At 59.7% G+C, this 17,983-nt stretch carries 17 protein-coding genes and 1 tRNA gene; 1 reads left to right on the plus strand and 17 read right to left on the minus strand.

Annotation, left to right across the window (positions count from 1 at the left end; all coding sequences use genetic code 11):
* Positions 1–6: 6 nt before the first annotated feature.
* From nth to ACTQXO_RS06285, 4 genes are all read right to left on the minus strand, one after another.
* A complete protein-coding gene (gene nth / locus ACTQXO_RS06270) occupies positions 7–672 on the minus strand; it encodes an endonuclease III (RefSeq protein ID WP_427719497.1) in 666 nt (221 codons plus the stop codon).
* Between the two features lie 63 nt (positions 673–735).
* Complete coding sequence (locus ACTQXO_RS06275) at positions 736–2,538, minus strand: ABC transporter ATP-binding protein (protein ID WP_441537361.1); 1,803 nt, start codon at positions 2,536–2,538, stop codon at positions 736–738.
* 127 nt (positions 2,539–2,665) lie between these two features.
* The gene (locus ACTQXO_RS06280) at positions 2,666–4,021 is read right to left on the minus strand and encodes a DNA recombination protein RmuC (protein ID WP_427747827.1); all 1,356 of its coding nucleotides are present in this window, start codon (positions 4,019–4,021) and stop codon (positions 2,666–2,668) included.
* Between the two features lie 119 nt (positions 4,022–4,140).
* A complete protein-coding gene (locus ACTQXO_RS06285) occupies positions 4,141–4,563 on the minus strand; it encodes a hypothetical protein (protein ID WP_154518493.1) in 423 nt (140 codons plus the stop codon).
* Positions 4,564–4,589: 26 nt separating this feature from the next.
* Here ACTQXO_RS06285 and ACTQXO_RS06290 point away from each other — a divergent pair, with 26 nt between their 5' ends.
* Entirely contained in the window at positions 4,590–4,775 is a 186-nt protein-coding gene (locus ACTQXO_RS06290) for a hypothetical protein (RefSeq protein WP_441038974.1), read from the plus strand.
* A 241-nt stretch (positions 4,776–5,016) separates the two neighbouring features.
* Here ACTQXO_RS06290 and rbr read toward each other — a convergent pair whose 3' ends face one another.
* From rbr to ACTQXO_RS06355, 13 genes are all read right to left on the minus strand, one after another.
* The gene (gene rbr, locus ACTQXO_RS06295; protein WP_154518486.1) at positions 5,017–5,556 is read right to left on the minus strand and encodes a rubrerythrin; all 540 of its coding nucleotides are present in this window, start codon (positions 5,554–5,556) and stop codon (positions 5,017–5,019) included.
* Between the two features lie 113 nt (positions 5,557–5,669).
* Positions 5,670–6,575, minus strand: coding sequence for an adenine glycosylase (locus ACTQXO_RS06300; RefSeq protein ID WP_441038894.1), 906 nt, complete (start codon positions 6,573–6,575; stop codon positions 5,670–5,672).
* 21 nt (positions 6,576–6,596) lie between these two features.
* Positions 6,597–7,082, minus strand: coding sequence for an RrF2 family transcriptional regulator (locus ACTQXO_RS06305; RefSeq protein WP_154518481.1), 486 nt, complete (start codon positions 7,080–7,082; stop codon positions 6,597–6,599).
* Between the two features lie 340 nt (positions 7,083–7,422).
* Positions 7,423–7,500, minus strand: a tRNA-Asp gene (locus ACTQXO_RS06310).
* Positions 7,501–7,912: 412 nt separating this feature from the next.
* Positions 7,913–8,380, minus strand: coding sequence for a YfcE family phosphodiesterase (locus ACTQXO_RS06315; protein ID WP_441031870.1), 468 nt, complete (start codon positions 8,378–8,380; stop codon positions 7,913–7,915).
* Between the two features lie 93 nt (positions 8,381–8,473).
* Positions 8,474–9,190, minus strand: a complete 717-nt coding sequence (locus ACTQXO_RS06320; protein WP_154518646.1) for a LytR/AlgR family response regulator transcription factor — start codon at positions 9,188–9,190, stop codon at positions 8,474–8,476.
* Between the two features lie 72 nt (positions 9,191–9,262).
* Entirely contained in the window at positions 9,263–10,606 is a 1,344-nt protein-coding gene (locus tag ACTQXO_RS06325) for a histidine kinase (RefSeq protein WP_427794496.1), read from the minus strand.
* Positions 10,603–11,790, minus strand: coding sequence for a glycosyltransferase (locus ACTQXO_RS06330; RefSeq protein WP_441031873.1), 1,188 nt, complete (start codon positions 11,788–11,790; stop codon positions 10,603–10,605). The genes ACTQXO_RS06325 and ACTQXO_RS06330 overlap by 4 nt, the downstream gene beginning before the upstream one ends.
* Positions 11,791–11,960: 170 nt before the next feature.
* Entirely contained in the window at positions 11,961–13,220 is a 1,260-nt protein-coding gene (locus ACTQXO_RS06335) for an MFS transporter (protein ID WP_427728898.1), read from the minus strand.
* Between the two features lie 101 nt (positions 13,221–13,321).
* Positions 13,322–14,266: a zinc dependent phospholipase C family protein gene (locus ACTQXO_RS06340; RefSeq protein WP_441031877.1), complete on the minus strand. Its 945-nt coding sequence runs from the start codon at positions 14,264–14,266 to the stop codon at positions 13,322–13,324.
* Positions 14,267–14,358: 92 nt separating this feature from the next.
* Positions 14,359–15,093: a LytR/AlgR family response regulator transcription factor gene (locus tag ACTQXO_RS06345; protein WP_427728894.1), complete on the minus strand. Its 735-nt coding sequence runs from the start codon at positions 15,091–15,093 to the stop codon at positions 14,359–14,361.
* A 39-nt stretch (positions 15,094–15,132) separates the two neighbouring features.
* Positions 15,133–16,518 carry a sensor histidine kinase gene (locus tag ACTQXO_RS06350; RefSeq protein WP_441031879.1) on the minus strand — a complete coding sequence of 462 codons (1,386 nt, stop codon included), beginning with the start codon at positions 16,516–16,518 and terminating at the stop codon, positions 15,133–15,135.
* 117 nt (positions 16,519–16,635) lie between these two features.
* Positions 16,636–17,913, minus strand: coding sequence for a metal-dependent hydrolase family protein (locus tag ACTQXO_RS06355; RefSeq protein ID WP_154518625.1), 1,278 nt, complete (start codon positions 17,911–17,913; stop codon positions 16,636–16,638).
* Positions 17,914–17,983 lie beyond the last annotated feature (70 nt).

Consider the following 17,983-nt stretch of genomic DNA (forward strand, 5'->3'; position numbering starts at 1 on the left):
AAACAGCTACCCCAAAACGCGCATGCTCGGGCAAAGATCTGCCAGCGGGCACTCGTCGCACTTGGGTTTGCGGGCGTCGCAGATCTCGCGGCCAAAGGTGATCCACTGGTGGTTGACCGACTCCCAATACTCGTGCGGCAAGATCTTGAGCAGATCCTGCTCGGTCTTGAGCGGCTCTTTGGCGTGCGTCTTGGGACTCAGCATCAGACGGTGCGCGATGCGGTTGACGTGCGTATCGACCGCGATGCCCTCGACAATGCCAAACCCCACGTTGAGCACGATGTTCGCCGTCTTGCGCCCAACGCCCGGCAGCTTGACAAGCTCCTTCATGTCGGCCGGCACCTCGCCGCCGTAATCGGCGACAATCATCTGTGCGGCCTCCACGGCGTGCTTGGCTTTGCTCTTATAGAAGCCGAGCGACTTAATGGTATCTGCCACATCGGCAACGCTCGCCCCCGCCATGGCCTCGGGCGTGGGCCACTGGGCAAACAGCTTCGGCGTCACCTTGTTGACCTGCGCGTCGGTCGTCTGCGCCGAGAGCAACACCGCTATGAGCAGCCTATAGGGATTCTCGTGGTCCAAAAAACACTCAACCGGGCCATAGCGACGGTTAAGGCGCTCGCACACCTCAACGGCGCGCTCGCGCTTGGCGGCATTGGTCTCGCGTGGCATAACGACTCCTCGAATCAGCGGCATAACTTACCTATGGGCACGATTGTCCCACGTATGGGGTCTTTACGCCTCCAAAAATGCGCCGGTCTGGCGGCCCCACAAGCTTGCGTACTCGCCGCCTGCCTCGACAAGCTGCGCATGCGTACCGTCCTCGACAATCTCGCCGTCCGCCAGCACCACGATGCGGTCGAGCGCCGCCACGGTGGACAGGCGATGTGCCACCACAATGGAGGTACGGCCGCGCATCAGGTTCTCAAGCGCCTCCTGCACCAGCGCCTCGGACTCGCTATCCAGGGCAGAGGTCGCCTCGTCGAGCACCAGAATCGGCGCGTCGGTGAGGATGGCACGGGCGATGGCCACGCGCTGGCGTTGGCCGCCCGAAAGCTTAACGCCGCGCTCGCCCACCATGGTGTCAAAGCCCCGGGGCAGGCGGTCGATAAACTCCAGGGCATTGGCCAAGCGGGCCGCCTCGCGGATCTGTTCGTCGGTGGCGTCGGGGCGGCCGTAGGCGATGTTCTCGCGAATGGAGCGGTGAAACAGCAGTGCCTCCTGCGGCACGTAGGCAACCTGGCGGCGCAGGCTCTGCTGCGTGCAGCGCGAGACATCCTGACCGTCCACGAGTACGCGACCCCCCTGTACGTCGTCCAGGCGCAGCAGCAACTTGGTGAGCGTCGTCTTGCCCGAGCCCGATTTGCCCACCAGGCCCACGCGCTGACCCGCCGCCACATGGAGCGTCAGGTCGTCGAACACGCTCTCGCCCGCCGCGGCGTCACGGTATGCAAAGCTCAGGTGCTCAAAATCAATCGCGCCCTCGCCCACCTTGAGCTCGGGAGCGTTCTCGTCGTCTGCCACCAGACGCGGCTCGTCCAGCACGCGCGTCATCTCGGCCGCATCGCCCAGCGCGCGGTTGATGCGCTGCATCATGGAGCTTACGTAGTTCAGACGCATGGTGAGGTTGTACGTATAGGTAAAGATCATGACGAGCGCGCCGGCAGAGATGCCAAACCACGCGTTGCCGCCCGCGACGAACACGCTCACCACGGCCATGGTGATGACGATAAGGCCCGAGGTCGTAAAGTTGCGCTGCATCATGGCGTGCATCGAAACCGTCTCGGCGTCGCGCGCGGCGCGGTCGGCGCTATCGAACAGGTCGCGCTCAAAGTCTTCGCGCCCGCAGGTCTTGACGGCCAGGATGTTCGTGACCGCGTCGGAAAGCACGCCCGACAGCTTGTTCTGCGCGGCGGACGTCGCGGCCGAAAGCGGCATGATGCGCTTATACATGAGCCAGACAAACGCAATGTAGACGACCATAATGCCCACCAGGATCACGGTAAACGTCGGTACCACCGGAGCGAGCGCCGCCACCGTGCAGACAACCGAGGTGATAGTGGGAATGAGCGAATACACCGTCACGTCCACCAGCCCCGTGTAGCCGCTCATAAAACGGCTCGTCTGGCTCACAAGCGATCCACCAAAACGGCTGGTGTGGAATGTCATGGATTGATTGGAGAGCGTGTCGAAGCACAGGCGCGCCAAGTGATAGTTACCCGCAATCTCGAGCTTGTAGACGGTGTAGTCCTGCAGCTTGGAGAGGATTTGGCCCACTAGGTTAACGAGCACAAGCGCCAGAATGTAGGGGCCAAAGACCTCAAACACCCGGTCGCCCGCCACGGGGCCGGCCTGGACGCGGTCGACGATAAGCGCCATCACGTAGGTGTTGGCAAACGTGAGCAAAAAGATGTAGCCCGCCGACGAGAACACCGAGAGAAAGACGATCAGCGGCTGCGTGCGCGTGACGCCCCAAAAACGCTGTAGCGTGCGGCGCACGGTTGAGCGTTTGAGCGGACTGGTGCTTCTCTGTGACATGGGCTTCCTTTCACATCTGGCGGGGCTAAACGTCATTGTTGCATACTAAAGCGCACTTCAGGCAAGCACGATGCGAAAAGCAGCGGGGTGCCCGCGTTTGCGCCGGCGCCCCACCGTCTTGTTGTAATTATTCCTCGTCTTCTTGATCTGTGAGAAGGCCCGCGGGCGTGAGTCCCAAGATCTCATCAGCTTGGTCGGCGTCTTCCAGCGCGTCGATGTCCTTGAGCTTGCGCTCCATGACGTTGGTGCGCGTGGTGATGATGCCCTCGACCGTCTTTCCCGCGGTCTCGATTTGCTGCTGGGCGCGGCGCAGCGCCGCCTGATAGCGCGGCAGCTCGGCCTTGACGGCAGAAAGCACGCGCAGCACGTCATCGGTGCGTTTTTGCAGCCTAAACGTCTGGTAGCTCATCTGTAGACTGTTAAGGATAGCCGCCATGGTGCTGGGACCGGCAACGTTGACGTGATAGTCGCGGCCCAGGGTCTCGATAAGTCCCGGACGACTGACAACCTCGGCGTACAGCCCCTCAAACGGCACGAACATAATGCCAAAGTTGGTCGTTGCCGGCACACTCAGGTACTTTTCGCAGATGTCCTTGGCCTCGCGCTTGACCATGGCGTCGAGCGTCTTACGCGCAGCGGCGACGGCCTCAGCGTCACCCGACTCCTGGGCGTCGAGCAGATGCTCATATGCGTCACCCGGGAATTTGGAGTCGATCGGCAGCAGCACGGGATCGCCCTCGTCTACCGGCAGCTTGACGGCAAACTCAACGCGCTCCGAGGCGCCGGGCTTGGTGGCGACGTTTTCCAGATACTGGTCGGGCGTGAGGATGTCCGCCAGGATTGCACCCAGCTGCACCTCGCCCAAAATGCCACGCGCCTTTACGTTGCCCAGCACGCGCTTAAGGTCGCCCACGCCGGTGGCGATGGACTGCATGTCGCCCAGGCCCTTGTACACGGCCTCGAGCTGGTCGCTCACCTGCTTAAACGATGCCGACAGGCGATCGTTGAGCGTGCGGGAGAGCTTCTCGTCCACCGTCGCGCGCATCTGATCGAGTTGCACGTTGTTGTCTTTGCGGATAGCACCCAGCTGGGCATCGACCGTCTCGCGCACCTTGTCCAGGCGGTGCTCGATGCCCTCGCGGTTGGCACCGAGTTGTTGGGCCGTCTCGCGGCGCAGGTCATCCATCCGGTCACCAGCTTGCGAAAACTCGCGTGCGATGTTCAGGTAACGTTGCTGCTCCACGGCCGCATCTGTCGTCTGCTGCTGCGCGATGGCATTGGCCGTGCGGCGGGTTTCTGCCAACGCGACGTTCAGGGCATCGAGCGCGTTGTTGGCCTGCTCGAGTGCCGCCATCGCCTCCGCACCGCCATCGCTGCGCTCTCGCAGCTCGGCGCGAAGGCCCTTGAGCTGCAGGGCGCAAGCCACAGCCACTCCTACCGCTACCAAGGCGATCACGACCAGCACAATATCAACAGCAGACATAGACTCCGCCCAACAAACCCAATCGAACAATAATCGAACCGCAATCAATCTTACCCTGTCATATGCAGCGCGTGGCCGGCGGCGCATCAAGTTACCTTTGCGCTATGAATACTGGCACGCTAACTCTCCCAGCCGGCGCGGATGGTTGTTACGACATCGCCCAGGCGCTGGCCGAGAGCTGTCAAATGTTGGAGCACTTCGCTGGGCGAAGCGCCGTTGAGAATGCACGTAAGGGCATATGAGGCCAAGAAGATTGCCGCGAGTCCCAACGGGATCAGCACGATCATCGCCAGCGTACGCAGGCGCTGGGCCCAGCGACGGCGACGCGCACGACGCTTGTCGAACGCAAGCTCCTGCGCATATGAATCTTGCTGTACGGAATAGGCTCCTGGGTCCACCTCACCCGCAGACGATACCGCGGGCGCGGCGTTTTGCGCAGGAGGCTGGACGGCTGCCCCTTGCATTTGCATCTCCATAAGCCGCTGCTGTTGGCGCAGCATGCGCTCGGCTTGTTGCTGCGGGGTCTCAAGAAACAGATCCATGTTGGCCTCCTCAATAGGAGCATTCGATGCTTGCGCCCAGCATCCCGCACCATCGCGGCCGCGACAACGAAATCCGCGGCAATAGCCGCAAAGATTCTTTTGTCAGAAAACTGTCGAAAAGTTCAACAACTCCCCTACCAGCACTTTCTTTGAGCTTTTTTCGCCAGCAATCTTTTACCCTTTCGCCCTTGCGCCATCCGACCAAAACCTAACCAAAAGCTTGACGGAAATTGTGAAGACAGGGACCCCACACAAAAACGTGCCGCCCCAAAAGGGGCGGCACGCAAACTTCTAATCAGCTTTTCTGTAGCGAGCACGCAACGACCCAACGCCGGGGCGCGGGGAGGGAGGCCGGATTGCCTTCCCTCAACGCGACCCTGCGGAGCCGTGAGCGGGGAGGGAAGGCAATCCGGCCTCCTGCCCCGCGCCCCGCAGTCCACGTTCGTATCGGCGCTAGTAGTTCACCACCTGCTCCTCAAAGTACGCCTTGGGATGGTTGCAAACCGGGCACACCTCGGGCGCCTTGGCACCAACATGCAGGTGCCCGCAGTTCAGGCACTTCCACACCTTTACGCCCTCGCGCTCAAACACCTCGCCCGATTCAATGCGCTCGACGAGCTTGTTATAGCGCTCCTCATGAGCCTTCTCGACAGCGCCAACGCCACGGAACTTCGCGGCGATCTCGGCAAAACCCTCCTCTTCGGCGGTCTTGGCGAACTCGTCATACATCGTGGTCCACTCGTAGTTCTCGCCCGCGGCGGCATCGCGCAGGTTGTCCAGCGTATCCGGAACAGCACCGTCGTGCAGGTACTTAAACCACAGCTTGGCATGCTCGGACTCGTTGCCCGCCGTCTCGGCAAAGATATTCGAAATCTGAACGTAGCCGTCCTTTTTGGCCTTGGATGCATAGTAACGATACTTGGTGTGCGCCTGGGACTCACCGGCAAAAGCGGTCTCGAGGTTCTTCTTGGTTTGAGAATTCTCAAAATCCATAGGTGTACTTCCCTTCAATACGCGCCGCCCATAGACTTTGAGCGGCATTGCCTTTAGGATACCCTCATGCCGAGAATCTAAACCTTACTATCCTGTTCTGCAAATTCGCGTCATTACACACTCAGCCAGCGCTCGCCTTCGGCACGACAAAAGCCTTCGCGCTCCAGGTCGGCAAGAATGCCCGCAATAAAATCGCAACCAACCGGTTCGCGACCCGCTGCGGCCTCCATCTTGTTAACGTCTGCAACAGCTTCAACAAGCGTTATGCCCGCCGGCTGTCCGTCGCGAGCTGCAAGCAGCATGCGCACGATATGGGCACGCTTTTGCCGACGCGAGCCCTCAAACTTGGACTGGCGGCTGTAGCCCGCCGAGCGCCTAGACGGATTGGGCAGCGTCTTTTTGAGATACGCGCCGTAATCCAGCAGCGCGTAATACCACGCGCGCGGCGTATCGGCATCGTCGAGCGGCACGGCAAAGGGAGCGACCTCATCCGCCGCCGCACCGGGCGCCGCCGGGCAGGCCGCCTGGATCAACGGCACCAGCTCGCGATCGGGAACAGACGGAACGTCAGGAAAAAAGTGATGCAGAAAGACCGTGCGCACATTGGTCTCCAGGTACACTCCCGGAAGATCAAACGCAAACGACCGAATGCCCTGCGCCGTTGCGGGCCCAATACCGGGCAGCGCGACCAGGTCGCGTGTATCACGCGGAAACTCCCCATCCCAGTCCTCCACGAGTCGCTGCGCAGCCTTATGGAGCGCCAAAGCACGGCGGTTGTAGCCCATGCCCTGCCAAGCGTCCAAAACATCAGAAGGAGCGGCCTGGGCGAGAGAATGCACGGTCGGAAAGCGGTCGAGCCATGCCGGCATGCGCGTCTCTACGCGTGGAACCTGCGTCTGCTGCAGCATGACCTCGGAAAGCCAGATGATGTACGGGTCGCGTGTGCGGCGCCACGGAAGGTCGCGATAACGCAGAACCCCTTCCGAACGAATCATCGAACGAAAGGGGTCCTGAATCATAGCTATGCTCCTTATGCGGCGCTACTCCTCCCGGCAAGCACACGCGCAAACGGCATACTCGGGAAAGGCGTCGCGGTCGGCGAACTTGGGATCGACGGCGGGGAACTGGCGGCGAGCGACGACATCGTCCAGCGAAACGGAATCGAGGTAGTCACGCATCAGCGCCTGGGCCCCAGCCCACAGGGGATGATAGCAGCACGTGCCCCTGCGTGCACAGTCGCCATCGAGTGCCGTGCAATCATTCATAACCATAGGGCCCTGAACGGCCTCGACGACCTGACGGATAGTGACCTCGCTCGGGTTGACCTTAAGACGCATACCGCCGTGGACGCCACGCAGGCTCTCCACAATACCGGCCTGAACCAAACCGTGTTGGATCGAACGGGCAAACGAATACGGAACATTGACCTCTTCGGCAGCAGTGCGAACAGAAAGCAACCGCTCCGGCTCCTCGGCAAGCATCGCAAGCATGCGGAGGGCATAATCAGTCTTCCTCGATATGTCCATGTTTCCCCTTTCAAGGAATACGAACAGCTCGAACGGGCTCCGGGGCCGAGCTTACGTCGAGACGCTAAATAACCGCCGGGACAACCAAATAGTGAATTAGATGTCCGCTGAAGGTCGAATCCAAAGCAAATTACATCAGACTAGGCCTGCAGTGGAATTTAGTATAACCTAACCCCCTGTTTCATTGAACGAGTGTTGCGCAACAAACCCCCCTTGTTTAAACCGATATACTTAATTCTCTTCCGCATCTCGGAAACAAGGAGCTGAATGAAAGGGGCGACCGAGCGGTTGTCCTATTAAACGCAAAAAGCCACGTCCGAAGACGTGGCTTTAATTGCGTTGGCGGGAAGTACGGGGCTCGAACCCGCGACCTCCGACGTGACAGGCCGGCGCTCTAACCAAACTGAGCTAACTCCCCAGACAGTCGTTCGCGTTTGTTTCCGCTCGCGCGCGCTGCGGGGATTAGTATACACAGAAGTCTGTTCGCCGCGCAACAACTTTTTTGAAAATATTTTTAGGGTCCCTCCGGGAGGGTCTCCGGGGCCGGCTGGCGCGGGTTAAGTTTGCTGCTCTACAGTCCTGCGCAAGACGGAAAGCACATTAAGTGCTTTCCTTTGCGTGCGGAACTCGCGACAAACTTAACCCGCGCCAGCCGGCCCCGGAGACCCTCCCTGTCGTCACTATGTTCAACCAGTTTTGCGGGCGTGCGCCGCTGCGCGGCTAGCCCGCGTGCTCCTCGGCGGGGTTGGTCTGATTGTTCTTGTTGAAGCTCGGCCTTTGGCTCAAATGGAAACGGGGGATGCATTGTGCATCCCCCGTTTTTGTTGCGGTTAATCTAAGTCAATAAACTTGACGCTTAAGACCTTGCCGTCCTTGACGAGCATTCTGGCCATGGTGGGGCCTCGGGTGCCTCTGGGGTAGCTAGCACTGCCGGGGTTGAGGACCAAGCAGCGGCCTACTTGAGTTTCTTTGGTTACGTGAGTGTGACCGTTGATGGCTACGTCCACGGATCCCACCGGGAGGTCTTCGCGGTAGTGGGCTACGGCAAACTTAAGGCCCTCGTAGCTAAAGAGCGCCAGACGGTCCACTTCGGGGCCGTAATCACGGTAGTAGTCGTTATTGCCCAGAACCGCTCGCACGGGGGCAATGGTTCGCAGATGTTCGTAGTCCATCTCCGACGTAAGATCGCCGGCATGGATAATCAGGTCCGCGCCGCTCAACTCATCTAAAAGCGCGGGCGACAGATAACCGTGGGTGTCCGAGATGATGTCGATGCGCTTGGCGCTTGCACTGTTCATGGGATCCCTTCCGCAAAACGATTTGGTGCATTCATACAAAAGCCCCGCGGCTCCGCAGACGATTTTGGTCTACAGGGCTGCGGGGCCGGTGTGCTAGAGGCTCAGGGCCTTCTTGAGCGGTACGACGCGACGGCGCGAAACCGGTACGCGTTCGTCGACGCCCGTAATGCCCAGCTGGATAGCGCCCGAGGGAACCGTCTCGACGTCGGTAACACACGCCAGGTTAACGATATAGCGGCGGTGAACGCGGAAGAAGCCAAAATCACAGAGCTTGGCCTCGAACTGTGCCAGCGAGGTCGTCGACAAAAAACGGTCGTCGACGGTATAGATACAGGAGTAATCGTCCTTGGCCATAATGAAGCGAATGTCGTCCACGGGGATGAGCACCTTGCGGCCGCCCTTCTCCACCGGGATGCGCTCGATGGTCACCTTGCTGTCCGCAACGGGCTTCGTGCGCTGCATGACCTTCTCGATTGCACGATCCAGGCGGGCTTCCTCTACCGGCTTCATCAGATAGTCGACGGCATCCACATCAAACGCCTCAACCGCATGATCGCTGTACGCGGTCACAAACACGATCGCCGGCGGATTCTTAAGCTTATGCAGCGCCTCGGCAAGTTGCAGACCCGAAGCGCCAGGCATCGAAATATCGAGGAACACGACATCAACGCGACTCTCCATAAGCATCTCGATGGCGGAGCGAACGCTCGACGCTTCTGTGATCGTGCCGATCTTGCCCGTCTGCTCGAGCAAGAAGCGAAGTTCCGAACGGGCCGGGGCCTCATCATCCACAATCATCGCACGCAGCATGGGGATAAAACCTTTCGTCAACTAACTACGTCGGGCATACGCCAACCGGCGTTAAGCCCGTGACCAATTATTCTACTCTTGAATGTCGAAGATGCTCTCCGACAAATCGAGATGTAGGAGCACTTTAGCGCCCTTACCCGGCGCCGATTCGACGCGCGTATAGGAGTGCGGCCCATAAAAGCGATGAATGCGCTCCGAAATATTGTGCATGGCAACGCCGGCGCCGCCACCCTGCGGGGAGCTGGCGTCGGGGCGGGCAGAGCGCTCGTCAAACAGTCTGGCAGCGATGCCCTCGTCCATGCCCACACCGTCATCGGCCACCGAAATCAAAATCGCATCGTCACCATCCCTGCGCACCGTCACGTCAATCTTCAGCGCACTGGCATCACCCATGCCGTGACGCACGGCGTTCTCGACAATCGGTTGGATCACAAATGCCGGAACCAGCGTGTCCTCGACGTCCTCGGACACGTCAAAGGTCGCCAGCACGCGATCCTCGCCAAAGCGCGCCTTCTCAAACGTCAGGTAGCGCTTGGTCTGTGCGACCTCGCGCGACACGGGAATGAGCGAACCCGAATTGTCGAGCGTTGCGCGATAGAACGAGGAGAACTCGCGCAGCAGCTCGCGGGCGCGCAGCGGGTCGGTACGCGTAAACGATGCGATGGTGTTGAGCGTGTTGAACAGGAAGTGCGGGTTAATCTGCGCCTGCAGGGCACGCACCTCGGCACGGGCCGTGAGCTCCTTTTGCACCTCGAGCTCGTGAATGGCGAGCTGCGTGGACAGGATTTCGGCAAAACCCGAGGCGAGCGCATACTGGGTACGGTCGACGGCACGCGGGGTCTTGTAATAGAACTTGAGCGTGCCGACGGTGCGGTCGCCCACCTTGATGGGTGCGATGATGCCAGCGGGGACCTGGTTGTGTGAGCCATCCGAACCCACCACGTCCACCACGCGGTTGAACGACTGGACGATACCGTGTTCGATGACGTAGCGCGTGGCGAGCGTATGAATGGGAGAATTGGGCAGCAGCTTTTCCTCAAACTCGCCCGCGCAGGCCAGTACGTTGCTCTCGTCGGTAACGGCAACTGTCATGGCGCGTGTCTCGGGCAAAATGCGCTGGCACACCAGACGTGCCGACTCCTGCGTCAGACCGCCTTTAATGTCCTCGAGCATGGCCGAGGCCACCGAGAGCGTCTCCTCGGTGTACTGTGAGCGAACCGAATCGGGATTGAGCGTCAAAAAGATAAAGATACACAGAAAGATGCATAGCAGCGTACAGGCGACCACGGTCGCGATTGGCTCGATTCCAGTCGCCAGGGCAAAAACAAAGTACACCAGCACACAAATGGCGCAGGATACGGCAATGATGCGAAAGATTGACATTGAACTATCGCGCTGGGCGCGGCGGTCGATCATTCAGTCCCCTCCAGGATGCTGGTCAGCTGGGCGTCACGCCAGAGCCCATCCATAATCTTGGGCCAGAAGCTCTGGAAACGCAGGTAGCTTGCGGCGTTTTGGCGTGCGTAGGTCCTGGCCTCGTCAATACCGTGGCGCCAAATGCGTAGGTATCCCTCGTGCTCGCGGGTAAACATGCTGCGGACCATGGCAGTCTTACGCACGCGATCGTCAAGCTCGCGCGAAATCCACGGGCCCGGATAGGGCATGAGAGACGCGGCTGTAACGGGAATGAGCTCTTTCTGGTGCGCGGCAAACGTTAGCTTGGCACGTTCGTAGTACCAACGGTACACGTCCTGCATAAAGCGCGGCGAGCGTTTCTCGGACTCGGGCGGCAGATGGCGCACGGTCCACTCGTTATCAAACCATACGTCGTAGCCAAACATGCGCATATTAAAGAGGTAGTCCAGGTCCTCGCCACGAGTGATAAACGGGTCAAATGCCACGCGGGTAAAGGCGCGGGCATGGAGGGCCATAAGGCCGCCGCACACATAGTTTGAACGCGAAATACGGGTGCCCGAGAGCGCCTTTTTCATCCAGCGATTGAACTCAATACGCTTGGTCCACCAACGGTGGCAGATGCCCACCTTGTCCGTGGGGGCCAGCGGCGATCCGTCTCGATCGTAAAAGTAGCCGCTCTTAGCCAAGATTGGCAGGCCCTGACGCGTCTGCTGCCCCAACGCGTAAGTCGCGCGTTTCATAAAGTCGGCATCGATGACAGTCTCGTCGTCATCCAAAAAGATGACGGCATCGTGACCCAACACGGCGGCACAGGCAAGTCCCATATTGCGGATGGCGCCATAGCCGCGCAGGCTCACGCATTCTCCCGAACCCTTGGGCGCAATCTGCGCTACGCGGTCGGCGATACGCGATGCCTGGGTATTGGTGACTACGGTAACTTTGAGCGTAGGGTGCGCGTCGACGATTTCGCGTACGCGCTTCGACACATCCGCCGTGGCCGAGATGGGACAGACCACCAAAAGGATGATTCGCGGAATATCGCGTACCTGCTCGAGCGAAGCAAGACAGTGATCGAGCTCGGGATTGGCGGCGTTGAGATTCGTCGAGTGGTCATAGACACCGGGAGCGTTTGCATGGGCATCATCGCCCGCCCAATATGTTGGAATCACAACCGTGGCGTTCATGCCTTCCCTCCCTGCAACACAAAAACGAGGCGCCGCCAAACACAGGCGACGCCCCGCGACCTAGCTGATTCCATCATACCCACTTGGGCAAATCATTGCTCGCAAGTCGCAATGTTTATTGCGGATAACCCCAAAAGAGTACCGCGGACAGGCACAATAGCCGCCCGCTCCTATGCGGCATGCTCTGCCGCTCGAGTCATGCGAGACAGGCGGGCCAGCAGCATAAAGCCAACGACCAGCAGCACAGCAATGGAAAGAACGCCCAGCGACGGGTTGCCGGTCAGCGAGGTGACGACCGACACCAGAAAGGTGCCCATAACGCTTGCATAGCGCCCAAAGATGTCAAAGAAGCCATAGTACTCGTTGGACTTTTCTTTGGGGATGATGCGGCCAAAGTAGCTACGGCTGAGTGCCTGCACGCCACCCTGGAACAGGCCGACCATAATGGCAAGCACCCAGAATTCAAAGGCGGTCTTGAGGAAAAACGCGGCGAACAGCACAATGCCCATGTAGGCGGCGACCGCCACCAGGATCATGTTGAGCGTGCCCACGCGTCCGGCGAGCTTGCCGTAGATGATGGCGGACGGAAAGGCCACGAACTGCGTAACGAGCAGGGCCAGTACCAGCTGGGTCGAGTCGATACCCAGAGCCGAACCGTAGCTGGTTGCCATGGAAATGACCGTGTGCACACCGTCGATGTAGAAGAAGAACGCGATCATGTAGACCAGCACGGTCTTGTTGTGGGCGATCTCGCGCATGGTGTGTACGACCTCGGAGAACACGCCGCCCACGATGTGGCCGATGGTGTCCTCGGGACCGCGCTCGCGACCGTACTTTTGCTTATAGGTGCGAATGAGCGGCAGGGTAAAGATGAGCCACCAGGCACCAGTGATGACAAACGACAGACGCGTTGCCAGCATGGTGGGGACGCCAAGAGCGGGACCACCCATGATAAGCGCCAGGCAGATGATGAACGGCACGGTGGAACCGATGTAGCCCCAGGCATAGCCCGAGCTGGACACGGCGTCCATACGCTCGTCGGTGGTAATGTCGGGCAGCATGGCGTCATAGAACGTCATAGAAGAGTTAAGGCCGATGGTGCACAGCACGTACACGGCCAAAAATGCCATGGCGGACATTGGGATAGCCTGCGCCAGGCAAAGCACCAAGCCCGTGAGGAAGAAGCCCAAGAAAAACTTGATCTTGTTGCCGGCGTAATCGGCAAGCGCGCCCAGAATGGGCATGAGCATGGCAATGACCAGCGAGGCAATCGTCTGCGCGCTACCCCAAGCGACCACCAGGTCGGCCGAGGAAGCACCGGTATTGATGGCGTTAAAGTAGATGGGCACCACCGAGGTGTTGAGCAACACGAGGGCCGAATTGCCCACATCGTACATAACCCAGTTACGCTCGAGCTTGGTGTATTTCATGGACAGGGACCCTTCGTGTTCGCCCGATATGCAGCTAGTTCATCGTACCCCAATTGTCCAGAACCGCCGGTAAGGATTCGGCAAAGGGACACGCACGAACCCTACTCCTCGCGGTCGAACTCTTCATCAGCGCCGAGCACGCGACCGCTGTAATTGACGTGGTTGGTCACGGCCTCCATGTCGCCGGTCTCGATAAAACGTGCGACCGTGCACTCGTAATCGACCAGCGCGCGATCAAAGACCTCGGGGAAACTCTCGTTCGAGACCTCGTCGGTAAAGGGATTCTTCCATGTCAGATGGCCCAGATTGCCGGTGCGCTCGGGCGGCTCGGTCGTCACGCGGTGAGCAAGGCCATCGAGCAGGGAGTAGTCGTGTACTAGGCCCTCGACCAGGGCAATTGCACGCGTCTTGGCCGAGCCCGCCGGTTCAATGGCGCGATAGAGCAGCTGCATGTCGGCAACGGCGGCACCGTACTCCCCCGCTGGGATATCGATACCGTACACACGCCCGGCAACATAGCTCATCAGCACGCCGGCCACGCGATTGATGCGGTCGGTGGTGACGATCTCGCCCGCCGGCGGATAGTCCTCGACCGTGGCCCCGTCGCGCTTGAGCTGCAGCATCAACACGTCCAGGTCACTTTCGAGCACCGCATGGACCTGGCTGCCCGAATCCCCCAGCTCGGGATCGGACTCGACAATGCCAAACTGCTGCTCGTAGACAAAGGGGTGGGCATTACGGTCGAGCACGTAGTGCGACAGCAGGCCCAGCGCAAAGGCGCGGCCCAAGTTGGCATCGCGCGGGAGCAGATGGGACACGCCGTCGCGCAGGCACGAGAACTGGCGCGACATGCGCGAGCGATGCATGGCCTGCGCCAGCAGCGTGCAGTCGGAAACGCGCGGCGTCAGGATGTGGAAGAAAAACGGGTCGGGACCCTGGTTGCCCAGGATAAAGGCAATGCGTTCCTCGTCGGACGTAATGACGCCCTGCGGCAGACGATCGATGCTTTCCTCGCCAAACAGATGATGCGTAATAAGCGCAGGCATAATGATCCTTTCGATTTCATTCGATGTCACCCATTATGCCCACCGCGCGCCCATGCCAAACCTGCGTCGGCAAACGATGGCATGCGGACCGTCTACACAAGCCCCAGGCGCGCCTTAACCTCGGCAGCGCGACGACGGGACACGGGCACCGTCGAGGTTACGCGATCGAGCCTGAGTTCCATAAGACCCGTAGAACCGATCTCGACATTGTGCACGTCTTCCAAATTGACCAGATAGCTGCGGTGGACACGGATAAAGCCCTCGGAGGCCAGGCGCCGCTCGAGCGATGAAATCGACTCATTGATCAGATATGTTCCCTCGGCGCAGACGGCGTTGCAAAAATCGGCGCGCGCCTCAAAGTAGCAGACATCCGCCACGGGAATGAACACCTTTTTACCCCCACGATCCACCGTCAGGCGCAAAGGCTGGTGCGGAGCATGGACGACACGGCGTGCGCCCAGGGCGGTCTCGATCTTGTCGAGCGCCTTTGACAGGCGAGCATCCTCGACCGGCTTTACGATGTAATCGACGGCATCGAGGTTATAGGCATCGGCCGCATACTCGGCAAATGCCGTCACAAACACCACGACCGGCGGTGTCTTTAGGTTCTGAAGCGTCTCGGCAAGCTCAATTCCCGAGCGACCGGGCATGGTAATGTCTAAAAACAGCACGTCGGGCTTGTTCGACAGAATCGATTCCACGGCTTCGGTGACATTGCCCGCCTCAGCAATCTGGCCCACACGCGCATCCTTTTCCAACAGATAACGTAGCTCAGCCCTAATTGGAGGCTCGTCATCAACCACCAAGATATTCCAGCCTTCGGACATATGCGCTTCCCCTCTTTTTTCTCTCAATCCAACCGCGTGCTACACCGTTAGCGGCGCCGGCTCATGCGGCTCGCCGTTCAACTCAACGATGACCTGCGTTCCCACGCCCTCCTGGGACTTCACGCGCATGCCAGAATCTTCTCCGTAAAAGAAATGGATGCGCTGAAGCACGTTGAAGAGCGCCAGGCCGCAGCCTCGCTTGACGGAGCCGTCGGCGGTAATGCTTTCGGGCTCCTCTCGGCGATGCTGCTCAAACAGATGCGCGCAGACTTCTTCGCTCATACCGATGCCGTCATCTTCGACGATGATCTCCAAGCCGTCATCGGTCTCAAAAGCCCTAACACGAATGGAAAGCGGCTCGGTCTCGCGCTGCGCATGCTTGATACAGTTTTCGAGCAGCGGCTGCAAGATAAACGGCGGCACCAGGCTGTCGCGCACCTCAAAGTCGATGTCGACCGAAACGCGCAGACGGCCGTCGCCATACCGGGCCTGCATAAGATTGATATAACGCGTGCCCTGTTCCACCTCGTGCTCGAGCGTGGTGAGCGTATCGGAGTCAGAAAGCGTCTGACGATAGTAGTTGGAAAAGTCGATCAGCAGCGATCGTGCCTTGTCGGGCTCGGTTCGAACGAGCGAAACGATCGTGCTAATGGTATTGAATAGAAAATGCGGATCGACCTGCGACTGCAGAGCGCGGAGCTCAACGCGGGCCGTGAGCTCATCCTGGCGCTCGAGCTCAAAGCTGGCGAGCTGCGTGGAAATGAGATCGGCGAAACCCGAGGCAAGCGCCGTCTGGCGCATATCGATGCTGCTCAGGCGGGGGTAATACAGCTCGAGTGTGCCCACGCAATGACCGCGCACGCTAAGCGGCGCGACAATACCAGCACGCAGACGGGGAAAATAGCCGCCCGTCTCATTGGAGGCATCACGCGAAAACACGCTCTGCTCGCCCGTCTCAATCACGTCGAGCGTGGTCTTGAGCACTACCGGGGTTCCGGCAGGGCACTTTGCCGAGTCCTCGCCCCAGCTTGCCAGCACCTGCCTGCCGTCAGTAAAGCAGATGGCAGAAGCGATGGTCTCGGACAGGATGATTTTAGAGGCACCCAGGGCCGCTTCGGGCGTAAGGCCGCGCGACGTGTAGGCAAATATTTTTGATGCGATGGCGAGCGTGCGGTCGGTTGCGCTCGATGTGAGGTCATCGGGGACCACAAAGACATACGAGAAGAAGAAGCACAGCATGACCAGGCCGGCAATAACGACAACGCCTGGAACGGGATTGGGATTATCGGTTAAATCCCAGATAAGCAGCAAGATAAGCGCCGGAACGACAACACCGAGTAGGATGGCCTGAACCACATGCTGGGCCGTACGAAAGACCTTGGTAGAGTTGTAACTCTTGCCCAGATTCAGCCTGTTTAAATCCACCGTCATCCCCTCTTGTCCGTAGTACCGATAGCAATAAAGAGGGCCGCAAGCGACCCTCTCCATTGCATTATGCAATCAAAAACTGTGTTTTACATCCAGCCATCGACAAACGGTAGCTTAGGCGCTGTACTTGTTTGGCTCGCCGAAGGTGCCGGCCTCGACAATCCAGCCGTCCTTCATGATGACGTCCATGTTGTCGGTGTTGAGCACGTGAATGTCGGCGGCGACGTCACCGTTGACGACCAGCAGGTCGGCGCACTTGCCGGCCTCGATGGAACCGGTCTCGTCCTCGATGTGGCACATCTTGGCACCGTTGAGGGTGGCGCAGGTGATGGTCTCGACCGGGGTGAAGCCGATCTTGTCGACGAACTCGTACATCTCCTCGATGGAGCAGGTGCCGTACGGGGTGACGAAGGAGAAGGAGTCAGAGCCGATCGTCATGACGACGCCGCGCTTCTTGGCCTCGCGCAGGCAGTCATAGTTGCGCTGCAGCTCCTTCTCGACCAGGGTACCCTCGTACTTGTCGTGCAGCTCGGGGACATAGACGGGAGGATAGGTGGCGTACCAGGTGGGCAGGAAGGCGATCGTCGGGGTGAAGAAGGTGCCCTGCTCGGCCATAAGGTCCATGGTGCGCTCATCGATATCGAAGCCGTGAATCAGCTGCTCGCAGCCAAAGCGAACGGAATCGTAGGCGGCGGCGTGGTTGTTGTAGCAGTGGCTCCACACGGGGATACCGACCATCTTGGCCTCTTCGACCACGGCCTGGATCTCCTCGGAGCAATAGTGCTGGTCGCGACCGGAGTCCCAGCGCCAGATGCCGCCACCGGTAGCCCAGATCTTGATGGCATCGGGGTTCTCGCGCAGGCGACGACGGACGGCCTTGCGCAGATCCCAAGGACCGTCGACCTGGTCGCCCCAGGGATGGGATTCCTTGTTGAGCTCCTGGGTGCAGTGGTGGGAGTCACCGTGACCGGCAACACGGCAGAAGCCGAGGCCGGTGGCCAGAACGCGCGGGCCCTTAAAGACGCCCTTGTCGATGCAGTCGCGAATCTGGATACCAAAGCGGCCGATCTCGCAGACGGTGGTGAGGCCGTGGGTGAGGCAGTCGTAGGCCTGCTTGACGGCGACGGCCTGCTTCTCGAGGAGCGGCTGCATGACCCAATCGGTGTCATCGTCGGTCAGGTTGCCCGAGAAGTGCAGGTGGGTGTCGATCAGGCCGGGAAGGACAGTCTTGCCGGCGGCGTCGATAACCTCAACGCCCTCGGGAAGGTCCTGCATAACACCGGCGTACTCGATCTTGCCGTTATCGTCGACGAGAACGAGGGAGTTCTCGACCGGCTCGGCACCGGTACCGTCGATGAGCTTGCCGCCAACGATTGCATACTTAGTGGACATGGTTCCTCCTTATGGATCCATATAGTGGGTGAGGCCGTGTTGGGTTAAGGCCTCACAAAGCTACCCAAGT

Source organism: Collinsella sp. LCP19S3_D5, assembly GCF_052121415.1.
GTDB lineage: Bacteria > Actinomycetota > Coriobacteriia > Coriobacteriales > Coriobacteriaceae > Collinsella.